This window comes from Pedobacter folensis, assembly GCF_056490665.1.
Window position 1 is genome coordinate 14,196 of record NZ_JBWJIF010000003.1, and the last position, 18,292, is coordinate 32,487.

The window sequence follows — 18,292 nt, forward strand, 5'->3', positions numbered from 1 at the left end:
AGTTGATTAATAAAAGCCACGATGTGTTCATCGCGGCTTTTTTACGTTTTAACCGCCATCATTTTTAATTCTTATTACTTCACGCAATTAAAACAGCTTTCCTGTTTCCTGATTGGTTGAATTTTGGTTGCATTTGAACAATGATGTAAATAAATCCTGTTTTATTTAATTTAAAGTGCTGTATTTAGGGTTTTATTGTCAAATTGCATCCTGATTGGTATAAATAATCAGATTTTTTTGTAGTCTTACCAAAATTATAGCTTCAAATAGAAGATGTAACTGAAACCATTGCAGGTTACCTTTTTGCAAGCCAAAAATGCTTCATCAACCTGGAAAACCTGCTTTGAAAATATTATATTAGTATATGCAAATTAAGGAATTGGGAGAGGAACGAGATTTAATGCTCAAAATAGCTGTTGGCGATCAACAGGCCTTTCGCTTGATCTTTGATGCTTATAAAAATAAAGTTTTTTCATACGCCAACCGGTACCTGAAATCTAAAGAAAGAGCCGAAGAGGTCGTTCAGGAAACCTTCCTTAAAATCTGGTTAAAGAGAGAAAGTCTGGGCACAATTGAAAACTTTGGCGGATACATTCGAAGAATAGCCGTTAATCTTACTTTAGACTCCCTAAGGGCTATTGCTGCTGAAAACAAAACAACAGACTTACAGAAAGTAGTTTGGATGGAACAGGACACCGGAACCGAAGATGCCATTATGCGAAAAGATGCGGAAAGTTATGTTGATCAATTACTGGATAAGCTACCCAAACAGCAAGGACTGGTTTACCGGATGTGCCATATTGAAGGGATGAAACAAAAAGAAGTTGCAGAAATACTCCATATTGCGCCCGCTACTGTTAAGGTTCATTTAAGAGAAGCCCTAAAAACATTACGTACCATGGTAGATAAAAATAATACCATACCGCTTATATCTTTCGTTTTTATCGGATTGCTAAAATAATGTAATCCATTCCTGTTTATATCGCTCTTCTTTTAAATGTGGTTGGAATTTTAAAATATTTTAAAAAAAAATATTTTTTGACTACCCCTTTTTATGCTTTTCAAACGTCAACCCTTAAAACGAACAAAATAATATCTTTTCTATATCGCCATTTGTATGAAAAATGAAGAAATAAGTGAACTTCTGGAGAAGTATGCTCAAAATACTATCTCCGAAGAAGAAAAGAGCGTTTTATTTAATCATCTTAACGCCTCAAACAATGTTGAATTTGAAAAACGCTTCATGGAAAAAGATTGGGATTTATTCCAATCGAACGAAACTATAGCAGAAAGTAAGGCCAATACAATTTTTAATGAAATTGTTGGTGAGGAAGAAAAAAAGTCATTTAAATTAAATTTTGCCTGGATAGGTTGGGCTGCTGTATTATTGATTGCAGGTTTTTCTACTTTTTATTTTTTAAAGCCTGCAACGCAAAAAATAACGGCTAAAGCTAATGTAGCAGTTGTTAATGTGGTGGCAGAAACGGAGCATAAAAAAATTGTATTACCAGATGGGAGTACCGTGATATTAAACAATGGGGCAGTGTTGCTGTATCCCAAACATTTTGATGGAAATACCAGAGAGGTTACCCTAAAGGGTGAAGGCTATTTTGATATTGTTCATGATCAGGCTAAGCCATTTATTGTTTATGCTGGAAAAGTGAAAACAACCGTTTTAGGTACTGCTTTTAATATTAAGGCTATTGAGGGGCAGAAAGTTGTGATCACGGTAACCCGTGGAAAAGTAAGTGTACAGGATCATCAAACGCTTTTAGGGGTACTTACGCCTAATCAACAGCTCACCTTTGATGAGAAAAGAAAAATGCCAAGTTTGACCAAAGTGATCTCGCAAGAGGTTGTAGACTGGCAGGCAAAAGATATTTTCTTTGAAGATATCACGATGAAGGATGCTATTGAAGTATTGGCTAAACGCTTCGGAACCAAAATTACTTTTGTAGATGATCATGGTAAAAACTGTCGCTTTACCACAACTTTTCAGAAAGGAGAAAGTTTAGAGGAGATTTTGCAGGTAATAACTTCCTTTAATAATGCAACATACGCAACCAAAGCCAATGAGATTTTTATTTCGGGTAAGGATTGCAATAATTAAATAATCAATATCAACTAAAACCAAACAAACCAAACTACATGAAAGAACTCTACTATTTCCACATTTGATGAAAAAATCTCCCTGTCCTTGCGAGACAGAGAGATAAAATTTGCACTGTTCCAGCTGGAATTGGAACAGCATGTATTAAACAATTTAGGCATCATTTAAAACATTTAAAATTATGAAATTTTCTGCACAATCAGCAGAGGGCGGGAATCCCTGTAAGAAATTTTTCGCTTCTAAAAAATCACGATATCTAATTCGTCAGATTATGCGTTTAAGCTTTGTACTAGCTATAATAACCTTTACCACCTCTTCATTAATCTTTGCTTCTTATACCAAAGGTCAATCGATCGCCAATACAGAAGTTATACTTGGATTAAATCATGAGAGTGTATTTTCTGCTATTGAAAAAATTCAAAAGCAAACACCTTTTATCTTTATTTATAGAAATACCGATCTTAAAGAGTTAAAGGAAATCAATATCCCGGTTCAAAAACGTACCGTTCAGGAACTGCTCGATGTGCTGTTTAACTCCAAACGTTTTAAAATAACCCAGTTAAATAACAGGATTTTAATTTCTTCGATTAAACCGGAAGTTAAAGCTCTGCCGGTTGATATCCGGATTTCAGGTATTGTGGTGGATGAAGATGGCGTTCCCATTCCCGGCGTATCAATAATACTGAAACAAAACAATAAAGCAAGCACAGCGACTGACAGAAACGGCCAGTTTGGAATTAATCTTCCCGATGAAGGAACCAAAGTGCTGCTTTTTACTTGTATCGGCTATCAGAATACAGAACAGGTGATTGGCGCAGAAAATTCGTATAAGATTGTAATGAAACCTTCGGTAGGTAGCCTGAATGAGGTGCAGATTATTGGTTACGGTACAACAACCAGAAAAACGAGTACAGGATCTATTGCTTCTATTACGGCAAAAGAGCTTGAAAAACAACCTGTTGGTAATCCATTAGCCGCACTATCTGGCAGAATGTCGGGCGTATTGATTGCGCAGAATAATGGTGTTCCTGGTGGAGCTGTTCAGGTACAGATCAGGGGCCAGAATTCGCTTAGCTCGGGAGGGATTCCCTTGTATGTGATTGATGGCGTTCCCTTTACCAATTTTAATGGAGGTTCGCCTGCAACAGATAACTTAAATGCTTTTGGAACTTCGGGGGCGAGTGGAGGTGTAAGTCCTTTTAGTATGATCAACCCTTCTGATATTGAGCGTATCGATATTTTGAAAGATGCTGATGCGACTTCAATTTATGGATCAAGAGGTGCAAATGGCGTAGTTTTAATTACGACTAAAAAAGGAAAATCGGGAAAAGTAAAAGTTGGCGTGAATTTTAGTTCAGGTTTTACTGAGCTTAACCGCTTTATACCTACGTTAGACTTGCAGCAATACCTGGCGTTAAGAAAAGAGGCCTTTAAAAATGATGGTGTTACCCCTACGGCTACCAATGCACCCGATTTAACCGTTTGGGACCAGAACAATTCTACCGATTTTCAAAAACTGCTCATTGGAAACCGGGGCCACATTACCGATGTTCAGGGATCAATGTCGGGTGGTAACGAGCAAACCCGTTTTTTCTTTAACTCGGCATACCGCAGAGAAAGTACCGTTTTTTTAGGCGACAATAGCGATAAAAGATTCTCGTCGAGACTAAACTTAGATCATAGCTCTCTAAATAAGAAATTCAATGCTTCATTTTCGGTAAGCTATAGTAACGATAATACCAACATACCAACCTCTGATGTATCATCGGTATATAATCTGCCGCCAAATCTGCCACTTTATGATGCTGCAGGTAAATTATTCTGGGCTACTGGTTTTACAAATCCTTTGGCCAGTTTATTAAGAAGATATAATGGGGTAACGAATAATTTAATCGCCAATGCCAATCTTAAATATACCATTTTACCAGGTTTAACGGCTAAAACTAATTTTGGTTATACCAATACCAGGCTCGAGCAGGTTGCCACTACACCTGCATCATCTCAAAATCCGGCCAACAACCCAACAAGTTCTGCCAATTTTACTAACCTTAACGCGCAGAACTGGATTGTGGAACCTACTTTAGATTATGTAAAAAACATCGGGGAGGGCACATTAACCGCGCTTATCGGAACAAGTTTTCAGCAAAATACCTCAAATGGGCTTTATCTTTCCGGAACCAACTATAGTAACGAGGCGCTATTGGGCACATTAGGAGCTGCAGGTACCACTACGGTATTGTACAACAATATTATTAAGTATAAATATGATGCTGTTTTTGCCAAACTAAATTACGAATGGAAAGAAAAATACCTTTTCAATGCTACATTTAGAAGAGATGGTTCTTCAAGATTTGGTCCGGTTAACCGTTTTGGTAATTTCGGAGCAGTTGGTGCAGGCTGGGTATTCTCTCAGGAAGATTTTGTAAAAGATAACCTACCCTTTCTTAGCTTCGGTAAATTGAGGGGAAGTTACGGAACAACAGGTAACGATCAGATTTCTAACTTTATTTATCTGCCTTTATACTCGAGCACCACAGCTTATCTGGGTAATGCGGCTACAAGTATAGCGACACTTCCAAATGAAGATATTAAATGGGAAACCACTAAAAAATTAGAATTTGCCATTGATTTGGGTTTCCTAAAAGATCGTATTTCATTTACTGCCAATTATTACAGAAACCGATCATCTGATCAGATTACATTTAATGCCTTGCCAACACAAAGCGGATACAACAGTTATACCACCAACCTTCCGGCGTCTATTCAGAATAAAGGTTTAGAATTGGAGCTTAACTCAACTAATATGGTATCAAGCAATTTTTCGTGGAAAACTTCGGCAAACATTACCTTCACCGATAACAAATTATTAGATTTTCCAGGTCTCGATAAGTCGTTTTATGCTTCAACTTATGTAGTTGGCGAATCCATTAATCTGATCCGCCTTTACCATTACCTGGGTGTAAATCCAGCCAATGGAACCGCCATGTTTGAAGATAGAGATGGGGATGGAAGTATTACGACGAACGATCGTTACGTAGCTGATTTGGGTACGCCATTCTTTGGAGGATTTAACAACACGTTTACTTACAAGAATTTCGAGCTGGGTATATTTTTCCAGTTTAACCACCGCTTTGGGGTAACCAAAATTTTGAATACGAGACCAGGCGCATTGGTAAACCAGAATGATTATTGGGCCGGCAGATGGTCGCCTACCAACACCAGCAGTGATATTCCAGGTGCTTCTGCTACGCCAGGTACAGCCATTTATGCCTCATACAATAATTATACTTCGTCTGATGCGGTTTACGGTGATGCTTCTTACTTAAAACTGAGGTCGGTTAATTTATCGTATTCGTTACCAGCCGAATGGCTTAAGCATATCAAGATGTCTGGTTGCAGTGTATTTGTTCAGGGACAGAACCTCTATACCTGGTCGAAAAACAAATATATTCTTGATACTGAAACCACCGTTCAAGGCGGACCTTCAGGTTTAGGTACCGGTACAATTGGTCAGGTTTTGCCTCCATTAAGAACAATTGTTTTTGGTGTTAACTGTTCATTTTAACTGATAAAATCATGAAAAAAATATATAAAAATTTCTTTTATAAAATGTTAATGATCGGAACAGTTTTAACTGTTTCATCCTGTAAAAAATTCGTAGAATTGGGTGCTCCGCCTACACAAATTTTATTTGAGGATGCATTTAAAACAGATGCATCTGCACAGAGTACCATATTGGGCTTATATTCTTCCGGTACATCGGCAACAGGTATTATTTTAAATTCAACTGTACTTTCAGGCCTGTCTGCAGATGATCTTCAGTATAATTCTACTGATCCTGTTTTACAGGAATTTGCGAATAATGCATTAACCAACACGAATAGTACGGTAGCCAACTTTTGGGCATCGTATTATGGTTTTATTAAAAATTGTAATAATGCAATTAGTGGCCTAACCGCTTCAACAAGTTTAACCCCAGGTGTTAAAAACCAGTTATTGGGTGAAGCAAAATTTATGCGTGCCCTTGCCTATTTTTATCTGGTAAACTTATATGGCGATGTACCCTTACCGTTAAAGGACGATTATTCAGCTTTCGAAAATGCAACCTTACCCAGAACAGCCTCAGCTCAGGTTTATGCACAGATTGTGAAAGATTTAACCGATGCACAAAGTTTATTGCCTCCTGCCTATACCGGAACATTTAGGGCGCGAATTAATAAGTATGCTGCAACCACTCTTTTAGCACGTGTTTACATTTATCAAAAAGATTATGTTAATGCAGAGGCTCAGGCTACTCAGGTAATTAGTGCCGGTGTTTATAGCTTACCAACGCCTGATGCTGCCTTTGTAAATAATAGCAATGAAATTATCTGGCAAATTGCAAATACAACAGGTGTTTCGATTTATGGTGGTGTTTATGTGACAACAGCAACAGTAGTTCCCGCATTTTCACTGGCAGATGCAACTTATCAAAGTTTTGAATCCATTACTGACTTACGAAGAACCGCCTGGGCTACACCAAAAACCATTTCAGGAAAAACCTACTATGGCATCAGCAAGTATAAAGTCGGAACGGGTAGTGGCAACGAGTATAATGTTGCTTTAAGGTTTGCGGAGCTTTATTTAATCCGCGCAGAGGCCCGCGCACAGCAAAACAACCTATCAGGAGCAAAAACAGATATCGATATGGTGAGAACCAGAGCAGGATTAGCAGGTGTAAGTGCGGCTTTAGATCAGTCACAGATGTTAACCGCTATTGAACAGGAACGAAAAGTAGAGTTTTTTGGCGAGTGGGGACATCGCTGGTTAGATTTAAAAAGAACTGGTCGTGCAAATGCAGTAATTAGCGCATTAAAACCAACCTGGAAATCAACTTCCATTTTATTCCCAATTCCGCAGACACAGATTCTTGTTAATCCTTCGTTAACACAAAATCCAGGTTATCAAAATTAATTATTGGGAGCCTGTTTGGCTCCCATAACAATATCAATCATGAAAAAGACAATAAAATTAATAGCAACAGCTGCCTTAGTTCTTTTGGTTGCAACTGCTTTTAGTCCACAAAGAGGATATAAGTTAACGGGTAAGATAAAAGGGATAGATAAAGGATTAATTTATCTTTCGCACAATATTGGAGATCAGGAAATTAAAGATTCTGCTGTTATTACCAATGGGGGTTTTGCCTTTAGTGGTACAGTACCAGAGGTTAAAATGTATACCTTAAAACTTAAGGGAGGGAAGCAACAAAAAAACTTCTTTTTAGAAAATAAAAGCATCTCAATAGTTGGAGACAAAGATTCATTGTTTATGGCCAAAGTGACCGGTTCGCCTGAAACTGATATTTATTTTGGTTTTTATAATGGTCCATGGAAATCGATAACATCAAAAGCTGGTGATATTTACCGCCGTTTGGATAGTGCAAATCAAAAAGGTAAAGTAACCTTAAGTCCGGAACAGCGAAAATCATTTGATGATGAATTTAAAGCACTGGATGTACTTAATCAAAATGCAGTAAGAACTTATGTAAAGGCACATGCCTCTTCAATAGCAGTTGCTGCAATTGTAGAAGACCGCTTTATTAATTATCCATATCCGGAACAGGCAGCAGCCATGTATGCTTTATTTGATCCGGCAGTTAAGGCTTCATATTATGGAAAAGCCATTGAAGCCAGTTTAGCATTAACCAATAAAACTGCTCCGGGAAAACTGGCTCCCGATTTTGTAATGAATGATGTGGATGGAAAACCACTTAAACTTTCGGCACTTCGCGGGAAATATGTTTTAGTCGATTTTTGGGCAAGCTGGTGCGGCCCCTGCCGTAAAGAAAATCCGAATGTGGTGGCAGCCTACAAAAAATACCATGATAAAGGCTTCGAAATTTTAGGGGTATCGTTAGATAGCAAAAAAGAAGCCTGGCTGAAAGCAATTAATGATGACGGTTTAACCTGGAAACATGTTTCTGAACTTAAAGGCTGGTCGAATACTGCTGCAGCATTATATGGCGTAAAATCGGTTCCCGCTAGCTTTTTATTGGATAAGGATGGAAAAGTGCTTGCAAAAGATTTACGTGGAGAAGAATTGAACAATACATTGTCAAACCTATTTAAAGATTAATCACATGAGCACATTAAATATGAATAACAAAATGTTAGGATTACTTTCTCTCATCATTTTAGGAAGTATGAGTGGTTTAAAAGCGCAGACCAAAGCTGTTGATACAACCAGGATATATCTAGACAAACTGGTGGCCTCGAAAGAACCTGCCGATAAAGCACTGCTGGCAGCCAAATTGCAAAAGCTAGCCGCTGCGGATCAGGAAAAAGATGTTGACCTGGCGATTAACTACTATTACCGGTTGAAAAATGTAAAAGCTTCCGATTCGCTGGTTCAGGTGGAGTTGCAAAAATTCCCTACAGGCGCAAGGGCGAGGGGACAGGAAGCCAGCAAAATTTATGATGAGAAGACGGCAGTGGGTAAAGAAAATGCCTATAAAATCTGGATTAAAAAATTCCCGGTTTCAGGTTCTGGAGAAGAATTGATTGTGTACGATTATGCGGTATCGGCTATCGCTTCTGAATATGCAAAAGAGAAAAATGCAGCAAAGGCCATTGAATACATCAGTAAACTTCAGGTAGACTTTTGGAAAGGAAATGGATATGGTGGTATCGCTGAAACCTTTTACAAAACCGGCGATTTAAAAAATGCAGCGGTATACTATAAAAAAGCGATGGAAAGTGCCAAAGTTTATTATGATGGTAAATTGCCTAACGAAAACTCATCGAAATTTGCCGCATCGGGTTACCCAGGTTTAACCATGACCTATGCAGGTATTCTTTATGAGCAAAAAAAGTATAACGAAGCGCTGGTATATGCTGATCTGGCTGCTAAAAATCCAAAAACAGCTTCTCCGAGATCGAATTTCCAATACGCCAAAATATTAATGGTCTTAAATAAAAACCAGGAGGCATATGCTAAATTGGAAGAGGCTGTAAAATCGGGCAAAGCCAATGATGAAATGAGTAACACCTTTAAAACACTTTATATCAAGGTGAAGGGCAGTGATGCTGGTTTTGATGCCTATGCCGCTGAAATCAGGAAAGGGATTCTGGCCAATCTACAGCAAAAGCTCAATAAAGAAATTATCAATAAACCTGCTGTAGATTTTACATTAACCGATATTAAAGGAAATAAAGTTACCCTCAGCAGTTTAAAGGGTAAGGTGGTCATCCTTGATTTTTGGGCTACCTGGTGTGGGCCATGTAAGGCTTCTTTTCCTGCCATGCAAATGGCTGTTAATAAATATAAGGAAGATCCAAACGTGAAATTTTTATTTATTCATACCTGGGAAAAAACAGCCACACCCACCCAGGATGCGAGCGATTATATTAACTCGCAAAAATATAATTTCGAGGTGCTAATGGATATCAAAGATCCTGATTCGAAAGTGAACAAGGTGGTTACCGATTATAAAGTGTCGGGAATTCCTTCCAAATTCGTGATTGATCCTGCGGGAAACATCAGATTTAACCTTATGGGTTTTGATGGTAGCAATGAAGCTGCAGTAGACGAAATTTCGATGATGATTGATATGATAAAAAAAGGTTAAACCTTTAATTTACCTGATTTTTAACCCTGTACAAACAACTGTACGGGGTTTCTTTTTTTGAAGTATTTTGATTCCAATCTAAATTACTGGATTTAACCATTTTCTATGGATACCCGAATGTCGCGCTTTTCGGTTTTATGTAGCGCTTTGCTTCTGATCCTGCTTAAGGTTTCCAATCTCATTCCTAAATAGCTTGCCAGATAACGGAGCGGTATTTTGTTTAAGTCTACTTTTCTGCTCTCTGCCAACTTTTGGTACCGTCGCAATGCATTGGGTATTCTGGCCAGTATCGATCTTTCGGATGCCGCGTAATAGTGTACGGCCAGCAGTTTCCTCCCTATAATATTGGCTTCTTCGAAATGGGAGTACGCATAATCGATTAATGTATAGGGAATGCGAATCAGTTCACAATCTTCCAGTGCCTGTAAATATTCTACAGAGTGCTTAGCTTGTAAATCAGGATGGCGGATAGCCCCTACAATATTATTCCCAAAGCAAAACCAGGTGGTAATATCTTTAGTACCATCTTTTACAAAACCGCGAACAATACCACTATTTACAAAGTAAAGTGCTGCATTACTATCAACAGGAGAAACAATGTGTTTATTCTTCCTAATGCTTACCAATGTGCAATGTTTTTCATACTGTGCAATAAGGCCGCCAGAAAGCTTATGGTATTGTTCCATATACTGGATAAGGGGCCGTACAAAAGAACTGGTGCTAGAATTGAGCATAATGTTATAAACTTTTAGGTTCAGAGAGGGATCTTTTTAAGATAAATAACCACTTGCTATTTCATAATATACAAAATAATCTGAATACCTGCATTTAAATAAGTAATAATACATGAAGATTGGTTGCGGTAAGTCCATGCGTCATTTTTTCGATTTTAAATTCTACCAGGTCGCCGATATTAATATTTTCATTAAGGGTTGCTAAACAAAATGCGATTTCCTGTTCATTTTCATCTCGTATAAATCCAAGGCCAACCGATTGATCGATTTGTATTATTGTGCCTTTTCTCATGGTATATCTGTTTAATTTTAATGGACATACGTTTAATGCAGCAACAAAGTTTTTTAGCATTGTTAATGCGCCGGATGGCAAAATGGGGCGATAGATTGCCATAATGAAATTAATCCTTCCATTTTGGTAAGGTGCCAATCCTATACGGTACCCGAAGAAAAAAAATAATGCCCCCTATGATTGTTTAAACTGCTATTTAGGTATTCATACTGGTTTGGGGCATTTCCTTTGTGATTGGCCTGGCATGAAATTTAAATCATAATGGATAACCACATCATTTTTGTGCGCATTGCCGATCAAGACGATGCACATTACGCAGAAGAAATTATACAGGAAACAGAACAATCGGCCATTGCAAGGGGTTCAGGTATTGCCAAAAGAACCTTAGCATCGGTAATTGAGAAAATGGCTGCCGGCAAGGCGGTTATTGCCTTAACCAATACAGGCGAGTGGGTAGGTTTTTCGTACCTCGAAACCTGGGAAGATGAACGCTTCGTTTCCAACTCAGGACTTATTGTTGCACCCAAATTCAGAAATTCAGGGGTAGCCAGGTCCATCAAAAACAGAATCTTCAAAATGTCGAGAAGATTGTATCCTCATTCAAAAATCTTTAGCATTACCTCTGGCCCTGCAATTATGCGGATGAATGCCAAACTTGGTTTTCTTCCGGTAAGTTTTGCCGAGATCACCCATGACGAGCATTTCTGGGAAGGTTGCAAAAGCTGTGTGAACTACGATATTTTAACACGCAAGAAAAAATGCAATTGTCTCTGTACCGCGATGCTTTTCGATCCCGAATACTTTTCTGATGCACAGCCCGTAGTTTATCAGCATGCTGAAATCTACCAGGAAATCACTTATTCTTAAAACACCTAAGCACATTGTTATGAATACGATCAGTAAAATAAAACTTACCGAAGGTCCTGATCTTAACCACCTCTATCAGGAATCACTCGAACTCCTTTCCTCATTAATCTCTATTCCTTCCATCAGTGGCGATGAAATGCTGACCGCCGATCTGATCGAATCTTTCTTAAACCTTCAGGGCATTAATACTTTTAGGAAACACAACAACATCTGGTGTTACAATAAATATATGGACGCTTCAAAGCCAACCATTCTGTTAAACTCTCACCACGATACCGTTAGGCCCAATGAACAATATACCAGAGATCCTTTCAGTCCGATTATAGAGGACGAAAAAATATACGGGTTGGGTAGTAACGATGCCGGAGGACCGCTGGTTGCTTTAACCGCCACCTTCCTGTACTTCTTTGAACGAAAAGACCTTTCGTTTAACCTTTGTCTGGCGGCAACTGCCGAAGAAGAAACCTCAGGAGAATTGGGTATCCGCAGCATATTACCTGATCTAAAAGAAATATCTTTTGCCATTGTAGGCGAACCCACAGGCATGCACATGGCTATTGCCGAAAAAGGCTCGATGGTAATCGACTGCGTTTCGAAAGGTCGCTCAGGTCATGCAGCAAGGGAAGAAGGTGATAATGCCATTTACCATGCGCTTAAAGATATCGATTGGTTTAAAAGTTATCTGTTTCCCATCATGGATGATCAACCGCAGCCTGTGAAAATGACGGTAACTGAGATCAGGGCGGGTATCCAACACAATATTGTTCCGGCCGAGTGCAGCTTTACGGTAGATATCCGTTTCGATCATAACTATAACGAAAGAGAAATCGTAAATACCATTATTAACCATACCTCATGCCATTTTACGGTGCGGCCAAATGTATTAAAACCATCATTTATCGATATGTTACATCCGGTGGTAGTAAGCGGACTGTCACTAGGCAGGAAAACTTACCTTTCGCCAACAAGCTCAGATCAGGGCTGGCTGGATATGCCATCGGTTAAAATGGGGCCAGGTAATTCTGCACGTTCTCATACCGCCGATGAATTTATCGGTATTGAAGAAATAGAAGAGGGGATTGATATTTACATCAGTTTGCTTGAAGGGCTGAAGCTGTAATTGTCATCCTGAACGGATTTAGTCTACTAGTCTTAGCGTCGCGCTAAGACTTTTGTTTTTTTGACACGGAGATTCAGAAAATATGTGATTGCACGATGAGATCTAATCTTGCATAAAAGACCCTGAAACAAGTTCAGGGTGACGACTCTACTACTGCTAGTCTTAGCGTCTCGCTAAGACTAATTTTTTTGCTACCCCCCTCTCTAAAAGGAACGTCATCTCGACTGAAACGCAGTGAAATGGAGAGATCTAATCTTGCATAAAAGACCCTGAAACAAGTTCAGGGTGACGACTCGCCCTATTTAGTCTTAGCGTCGCGCTAAGACTTTTGTTTTTTTGCCACGGAGATTCAGAAAATATGGAATTACATGGTGAGGTGTTTTTGCCACGGAGACTCGGAGAACACGGAATTAATGGTAGGTCTTAACTAGATGTTAAGACGAGGATAAGAATAGTCCGTCATTGCAAGAAGGCTTTTTCAGCCGACGAAGCAATCTTACAACGATTGCTATTTTCAAACTCTTAAAGATTGCTTCCCCGAAAGGTCGGGACGGGCTGTCGTTCCTCCTCGCAATGACGAATTCAGTTTTCCCACAATGAAAAAAACCTTTCCAAAATGGAAGGGTTTTTTAATGCCTGATTTTTCTATAATAATATCTTATGTGTGTAATTAATTGTAAATCAATTGATTAAATTCATTTTCTCTTTTATGGTACAAGAGTTGGCTAAGGGCATACAAAATCATTACAATCATGACAATACTAATTTTTTTAATCCTCATCCTGCTCTGCTGGGCTACTTACAAATCAATCGACTGGTTCGAAAAAATCTAACATTATGATCGCATTATTCATTATCGCCATCGCCGTATTTATCTATATGATCTACGTGCTGATCAAACCCGAAAAATTTTAATCCTGTCTCCTTTAGGGAGCGCAATTAACAAATCAAAAAATGAACACTGAATTAACAGGCATTATTGCCACATTCCTGCTCACCCTGGTCATCGCAATACCATTGGGTAAATACCTGGCTAAGGTTTTTGCAGGAGAAAAAGTCTGGACAGATTTTTTAAAACCATTGGAAACGGGTATTTACAAGCTTTCCGGAATCAACATTAAAGAACAGATGAACTGGAAACAGCAGTTAAAAGCACTGCTTACCATTAATATACTATGGTTGTTTTACGGCTTTTTTGTACTCATCTTCCAGGATAAACTTCCATTCAATCCGGATGGAAATCCCGGGATGACTCCGGATCTGGCCTTTAACACGATTATCAGTTTTGTTGCGAACTGTAACCTTCAGCATTACTCAGGCGAGAGTGGCGTAAGTTACCTCACCCAGCAATACGTATTGATGTTTCTTCAGTTTGTAAGTGCGGCAACCGGTATCGCCGCTGCAGTAGTCCTTTTTAAAGCCTTTAGAGATAAAACAACTACCGAACTGGGTAACTTCTGGGAATTCTTTGTCAAATCAATCACCCGTTTATTATTGCCATTATCACTTGTAATTGCCTTAATTTTAACTTTTAACGGCACACCTGCAAGTTATGAGGGCAAAGATCAGTTTATTTCGCTGCAAGGCGATACTGTTCATGTTTCGAGAGGACCAGCAGCTCAAATGATTGCCATTAAACATTTAGGTACAAATGGTGGTGGTTATTTTGGGGCTAATTCAGCACATCCTTTTGAAAACCCAAGCTACTTAACCAACATGGTGGAAATGATGGCGCAAACGATTATCCCTTTAGCGATGATCATCGCCTTTGGTTACTTCATCCGCAGGAAAAAATTAGCCTGGACCATTTTTGGTGTAATGACCATTGGTTTGTTCATGCTGCTTTTACCCACTTTAAGTTCAGAATTGGGCGGTAATCCGGCCCTGGCCAAAATGGGTATCTCCCAAACTACCGGGGCAATGGAAGGTAAAGAAGTGCGTTTCGGGCCTGCGGCCACCGCCTATTGGAGTACACTTACCACGGTAATCTCTACCGGATCGGTAAACGGAATGCATGATAGTACAATGCCTTTAACAGGATTATGGCAATTATTGGCCATGATGATCAACTCCTTTTACGGCGGTTGTGGTGTAGGTTTATTGAATTACTTTATTTATCTGATTGTTGCTGTATTTATTTCAGGCTTGATGGTGGGCAGAACGCCGGAATTTCTTGGACATAAGGTTGAAGCCCGGGAGATCAAAATTGCAGCCATTATTACGCTGTTGAGTCCGTTTTTGATCCTCGCCGGAACTGCAATTGCGAGTTACATCTTTACCAGTCATGGCGATGCCGCCTGGGCGGTACAGCCTAAAAACTGGCTCAATAATCCTGGTTTTCACGGTTTCTCTGAGATGTTGTATGAAATGACTTCATCTAATGCCAACAATGGATCGGGGTTTGAAGGACTGGGCGATAACAATATCTTTTGGAATCTATCTACTGGTATTGTGATTTTCTTAGGCCGCTTCTTACCGATTATCGGACCTGTTGCGATCGCTGGATTATTAGGTGCCAAAAAATTCATTCCTGAATCTGCCGGTACACTTAAAACCGATACCAAAACCTTTGCACTGATGACTTTTGCGGTAATCATCGTATTAAATGCACTTTCTTATTTCCCTGCCCTGGCTTTAGGCCCCTTGGCAGAATATTTTACCATGCTTAAATAAATGAGAGTTGTCACATTGAGCCTCCCGAATAAAAAATCGGGACAAGTAGTCGAAATGCAGTCATCAAAAGTCCTTCGACAAGCTCAGGATGACAAACACGCTATAAATCTGTGAAATCAATTAAATCTGTGAAATCACATAATAAATAAAGAAAATGAAACCCAATAATAAATTGTTCGAACCTGCCCTGGTGCAGACCGCACTAAAACAATCTTTCATCAAACTCGATCCACGGGTAATGGTTCGCAACCCGGTTATGTTTACCGTTGAGATTGGAACACTGGTTATGGCTTATGTTACAGTGTATTCTTTCAGCCATGACGGACAAGGATCGCCATTATACAATTTCTTCATCTTTTTAGTTTTATTGCTTACTGTGCTGTTTGCAAATTTTGCCGAAGCCATTGCTGAGGCAAGGGGTAAGGCACAGGCCGATAGTCTCCGTAAAACAAGAGAAGAAACACCAGCCAAAGTGCTTTTGGCCAATGGAACCATCGAAATCCGTTCATCCAACCAGTTAAAAAAAGGCGATGTATTTGTTTGCGAAGCAGGAGACACCATCCCAACTGATGGAGAGATCATCGAAGGCATTGCTACTATCGACGAATCGGCCATTACCGGAGAATCTGCCCCCGTAATCCGTGAATCTGGAGGTGATAAATCATCGGTAACTGGTGGAACAAAAGTTTTATCTGATGAGATTAAGGTTCAGGTGAGCACTGCTCCCGGCGAAAGCTTTTTAGACAAAATGATTGCTTTGGTTGAAGGTGCATCGCGTCAGAAAACACCAAATGAGATCGCCTTAACCATTTTGCTGGCCAGTTTTACGCTTGTATTCATTATTGTTTGCGTAACCTTAAAACCATTTGCCGATTATGCCAATACACCAATTACCATTGCGGCACTGATCTCTCTTTTCGTTTGTTTAATTCCAACCACTATTGGTGGATTACTATCAGCGATTGGTATCGCCGGAATGGACAGGGCATTGAGAGCTAACGTAATCACTAAATCGGGTAAAGCCGTAGAAACTGCAGGCGACATTGATGTACTGCTTTTAGATAAAACCGGAACCATCACGATTGGTAACCGTAAAGCCACTAATTTTTATCCAACTGCTGGCGTAAACATTAAAGCTTTTACAGATGCCTGCTTACTGAGCTCATTAGCTGATGAAACCCCAGAGGGGAAATCAATCATCGAGTTAGCCGCTGAGCAGGGCATCAAATCTACCGGAACACCACAGGGATCTACGTTCATCAAATTTACCGCCGAAACCCGCTCAAGCGGTTTAGATACGGCCGACGGAAGAAGGATTAGAAAAGGTGCTTTCGATTCGATCAGGAATATGGTAGAAAAAGCTGGGAATATTTTCCCTTCCGATATCGAAAACCATGTAAAGGCTATTGCGACCAATGGAGGAACACCACTTGTGGTATCTGAAAATGAGAAAGCCCTTGGCGTAATCGAATTGCAGGATATCATTAAACCCGGAATCAGCGAGCGTTTCGAACGCCTCAGGAAAATGGGTGTAAAAACCGTCATGGTTACCGGTGATAATCCGTTAACGGCTAAATATATTGCGGAGAAAGCAGGTGTGGATGATTTTATCGCTGAGGCCAAACCAGAGGATAAAATGAACTACATCAAGGATGAACAGGCGCTCGGCAAGCTGGTCGCCATGATGGGGGATGGTACTAACGATGCGCCCGCCTTGGCCCAGGCCGATGTTGGTGTAGCCATGAACAGTGGAACACAGGCTGCAAAAGAGGCCGGTAATATGGTCGATTTAGATAACGACCCTACTAAACTCATCGAGATTGTAGAAATCGGGAAACAACTGCTCATTACACGAGGTACGCTGACTACTTTTTCCATTGCGAATGATGTAGCTAAGTATTTTGCCATCGTTCCGGCTTTATTTATCGCTTCAATTCCTGCCTTGCAAAGCCTGAATATTATGGGACTGCATTCACCAGAATCGGCCATCATGTCGGCCGTGATTTTTAATGCCATCATTATTCCGATCCTGATCCCGCTGGCCCTGAAAGGTGTGGCTTATAAACCGATCGGTGCAACCGCTTTATTGCGTAGAAATCTATTCATATATGGCATTGGTGGGGTAGTTGCTCCATTTATAGGCATTAAAATAATCGATTTATTGGTAGGCTTATTTGTGTAAAGAATCCTGTCACGTTGAGCCCGTCGAAACGCAGTAACAAAAGTCCTTCGACAAGCTCAGGATGACAGATTAAAAAAAAGGAAGTTATTTCCAGTTTGATTGGGAGTGACGAATCGAACAAGAAGGAATAAAAATAAAAATAAAATGAAAAAGTATATCATTCAATCCATCCGCTTAACGCTTGTACTATTGGTACTGTTATGCGTAGTATATCCCATCAGTGTGGCCTTTATTGGTAAAATGTCTAAAGGAAACGGTGGAGGAGAAAAAATCACCAAAAATGGTAAAACAGTTGGTTATGCGCTGCTGGGTCAGTCTTTTACCAAACCAGAATATTTCTGGGGAAGGCCATCAGCAGTGGCTTACAATGCAGCAGGTTCTGCAGGTTCTAACAAAGGCCCGTCTAATCCTGATTATTTAAAAGAGGTGCAGTCGCGTATCGATACTTTATTGAAATACAATCCGGGCATCAAAAAATCGGATATCCCTGCCGATATGGTTACTGCCTCAGGAAGCGGGCTTGATCCAAATATTTCTGAACAGGGCGCTGCCCTGCAGGTGGCAAGAGTGGCTAAGGCAAGGAAAATAGAAGAGAAAAAAGTAAAAGAACTAATTGCCATGAATACCCTAAAACCCTTTATGGGCATGTTCGGTCCATCATCGGTAAATGTGTTGAAACTAAACCTTGCCCTTGATGAACTTTAATTG

At 39.7% G+C, this 18,292-nt stretch carries 14 protein-coding genes; 12 read left to right on the top strand and 2 right to left on the bottom strand.

Annotated elements, in window-relative coordinates; all coding sequences use genetic code 11:
• Positions 1-364: 364 nt before the first annotated feature.
• From AC04QZ_RS14670 to AC04QZ_RS14695, 6 genes are all read left to right on the top strand, one after another.
• Positions 365-961, top strand: a complete 597-nt coding sequence (locus tag AC04QZ_RS14670) for an RNA polymerase sigma factor (protein ID WP_478358357.1) — start codon at positions 365-367, stop codon at positions 959-961.
• Positions 962-1,117: 156 nt separating this feature from the next.
• A complete protein-coding gene (locus tag AC04QZ_RS14675) occupies positions 1,118-2,110 on the top strand; it encodes a FecR family protein (RefSeq protein ID WP_478358358.1) in 993 nt (330 codons plus the stop codon).
• 181 nt (positions 2,111-2,291) lie between these two features.
• On the top strand, positions 2,292-5,675 hold the full coding sequence (locus tag AC04QZ_RS14680) for a SusC/RagA family TonB-linked outer membrane protein (protein ID WP_478358359.1): 3,384 nt from the start codon (positions 2,292-2,294) through the stop codon (positions 5,673-5,675).
• 11 nt (positions 5,676-5,686) lie between these two features.
• Positions 5,687-7,063 (top strand): RagB/SusD family nutrient uptake outer membrane protein, encoded by a 1,377-nt coding sequence (locus tag AC04QZ_RS14685; RefSeq protein WP_478358360.1) that lies wholly within the window; start codon positions 5,687-5,689, stop codon positions 7,061-7,063.
• A gap of 39 nt (positions 7,064-7,102) precedes the next feature.
• Positions 7,103-8,224: a redoxin domain-containing protein gene (locus AC04QZ_RS14690; RefSeq protein ID WP_478358361.1), complete on the top strand. Its 1,122-nt coding sequence runs from the start codon at positions 7,103-7,105 to the stop codon at positions 8,222-8,224.
• A 4-nt stretch (positions 8,225-8,228) separates the two neighbouring features.
• The gene (locus tag AC04QZ_RS14695) at positions 8,229-9,716 is read left to right on the top strand and encodes a redoxin domain-containing protein (protein ID WP_478358362.1); all 1,488 of its coding nucleotides are present in this window, start codon (positions 8,229-8,231) and stop codon (positions 9,714-9,716) included.
• Between the two features lie 92 nt (positions 9,717-9,808).
• Here AC04QZ_RS14695 and AC04QZ_RS14700 read toward each other — a convergent pair whose 3' ends face one another.
• Entirely contained in the window at positions 9,809-10,450 is a 642-nt protein-coding gene (locus AC04QZ_RS14700; RefSeq protein WP_478358363.1) for a Crp/Fnr family transcriptional regulator, read from the bottom strand.
• A gap of 94 nt (positions 10,451-10,544) precedes the next feature.
• Complete coding sequence (locus tag AC04QZ_RS14705; RefSeq protein WP_478358364.1) at positions 10,545-10,742, bottom strand: cold-shock protein; 198 nt, start codon at positions 10,740-10,742, stop codon at positions 10,545-10,547.
• A 261-nt stretch (positions 10,743-11,003) separates the two neighbouring features.
• Between AC04QZ_RS14705 and AC04QZ_RS14710 the strand changes: the two genes are divergently transcribed.
• The 6 genes from AC04QZ_RS14710 to AC04QZ_RS14735 all read left to right on the top strand — a co-directional run bounded on the left by AC04QZ_RS14710 (position 11,004) and on the right by AC04QZ_RS14735 (position 18,289).
• A complete protein-coding gene (locus tag AC04QZ_RS14710) occupies positions 11,004-11,609 on the top strand; it encodes an N-acetyltransferase (protein ID WP_086544687.1) in 606 nt (201 codons plus the stop codon).
• Between the two features lie 19 nt (positions 11,610-11,628).
• Positions 11,629-12,729 carry a M20/M25/M40 family metallo-hydrolase gene (locus AC04QZ_RS14715; protein WP_478358365.1) on the top strand — a complete coding sequence of 367 codons (1,101 nt, stop codon included), beginning with the start codon at positions 11,629-11,631 and terminating at the stop codon, positions 12,727-12,729.
• 837 nt (positions 12,730-13,566) lie between these two features.
• A complete protein-coding gene (locus AC04QZ_RS14720) occupies positions 13,567-13,644 on the top strand; it encodes a potassium-transporting ATPase subunit F (RefSeq protein ID WP_082035969.1) in 78 nt (25 codons plus the stop codon).
• 39 nt (positions 13,645-13,683) lie between these two features.
• On the top strand, positions 13,684-15,402 hold the full coding sequence (kdpA, locus tag AC04QZ_RS14725) for a potassium-transporting ATPase subunit KdpA (RefSeq protein WP_478358366.1): 1,719 nt from the start codon (positions 13,684-13,686) through the stop codon (positions 15,400-15,402).
• Positions 15,403-15,556: 154 nt separating this feature from the next.
• The gene (kdpB, locus tag AC04QZ_RS14730; RefSeq protein WP_478358367.1) at positions 15,557-17,584 is read left to right on the top strand and encodes a potassium-transporting ATPase subunit KdpB; all 2,028 of its coding nucleotides are present in this window, start codon (positions 15,557-15,559) and stop codon (positions 17,582-17,584) included.
• A gap of 144 nt (positions 17,585-17,728) precedes the next feature.
• Complete coding sequence (locus AC04QZ_RS14735) at positions 17,729-18,289, top strand: K(+)-transporting ATPase subunit C (protein ID WP_086544691.1); 561 nt, start codon at positions 17,729-17,731, stop codon at positions 18,287-18,289.
• The last annotated feature ends 3 nt before the right edge of the window (positions 18,290-18,292 follow it).

Bases quoted from the DNA above. Each gene is read 5' to 3' on its own strand.
- AC04QZ_RS14710 (WP_086544687.1), top strand. From the start codon at position 11,004: ATGGATAACCACATCATTTTTGTGCGCATTGCCGATCAAGACGATGCA.
- AC04QZ_RS14720 (WP_082035969.1), top strand. From the start codon at position 13,567: ATGATCGCATTATTCATTATCGCCATCGCCGTATTTATCTATATGATC.
- AC04QZ_RS14670 (WP_478358357.1), top strand. From the start codon at position 365: ATGCAAATTAAGGAATTGGGAGAGGAACGAGATTTAATGCTCAAAATA.
- kdpA (WP_478358366.1), top strand. From the start codon at position 13,684: ATGAACACTGAATTAACAGGCATTATTGCCACATTCCTGCTCACCCTG.
- AC04QZ_RS14680 (WP_478358359.1), top strand. From the start codon at position 2,292: ATGAAATTTTCTGCACAATCAGCAGAGGGCGGGAATCCCTGTAAGAAA.
- AC04QZ_RS14675 (WP_478358358.1), top strand. From the start codon at position 1,118: ATGAAAAATGAAGAAATAAGTGAACTTCTGGAGAAGTATGCTCAAAAT.
- AC04QZ_RS14690 (WP_478358361.1), top strand. From the start codon at position 7,103: ATGAAAAAGACAATAAAATTAATAGCAACAGCTGCCTTAGTTCTTTTG.
- AC04QZ_RS14700 (WP_478358363.1), bottom strand. From the start codon at position 10,450: ATGCTCAATTCTAGCACCAGTTCTTTTGTACGGCCCCTTATCCAGTAT.
- AC04QZ_RS14705 (WP_478358364.1), bottom strand. From the start codon at position 10,742: ATGAGAAAAGGCACAATAATACAAATCGATCAATCGGTTGGCCTTGGA.
- AC04QZ_RS14685 (WP_478358360.1), top strand. From the start codon at position 5,687: ATGAAAAAAATATATAAAAATTTCTTTTATAAAATGTTAATGATCGGA.
- AC04QZ_RS14715 (WP_478358365.1), top strand. From the start codon at position 11,629: ATGAATACGATCAGTAAAATAAAACTTACCGAAGGTCCTGATCTTAAC.
- AC04QZ_RS14735 (WP_086544691.1), top strand. From the start codon at position 17,729: ATGAAAAAGTATATCATTCAATCCATCCGCTTAACGCTTGTACTATTG.
- kdpB (WP_478358367.1), top strand. From the start codon at position 15,557: ATGAAACCCAATAATAAATTGTTCGAACCTGCCCTGGTGCAGACCGCA.
- AC04QZ_RS14695 (WP_478358362.1), top strand. From the start codon at position 8,229: ATGAGCACATTAAATATGAATAACAAAATGTTAGGATTACTTTCTCTC.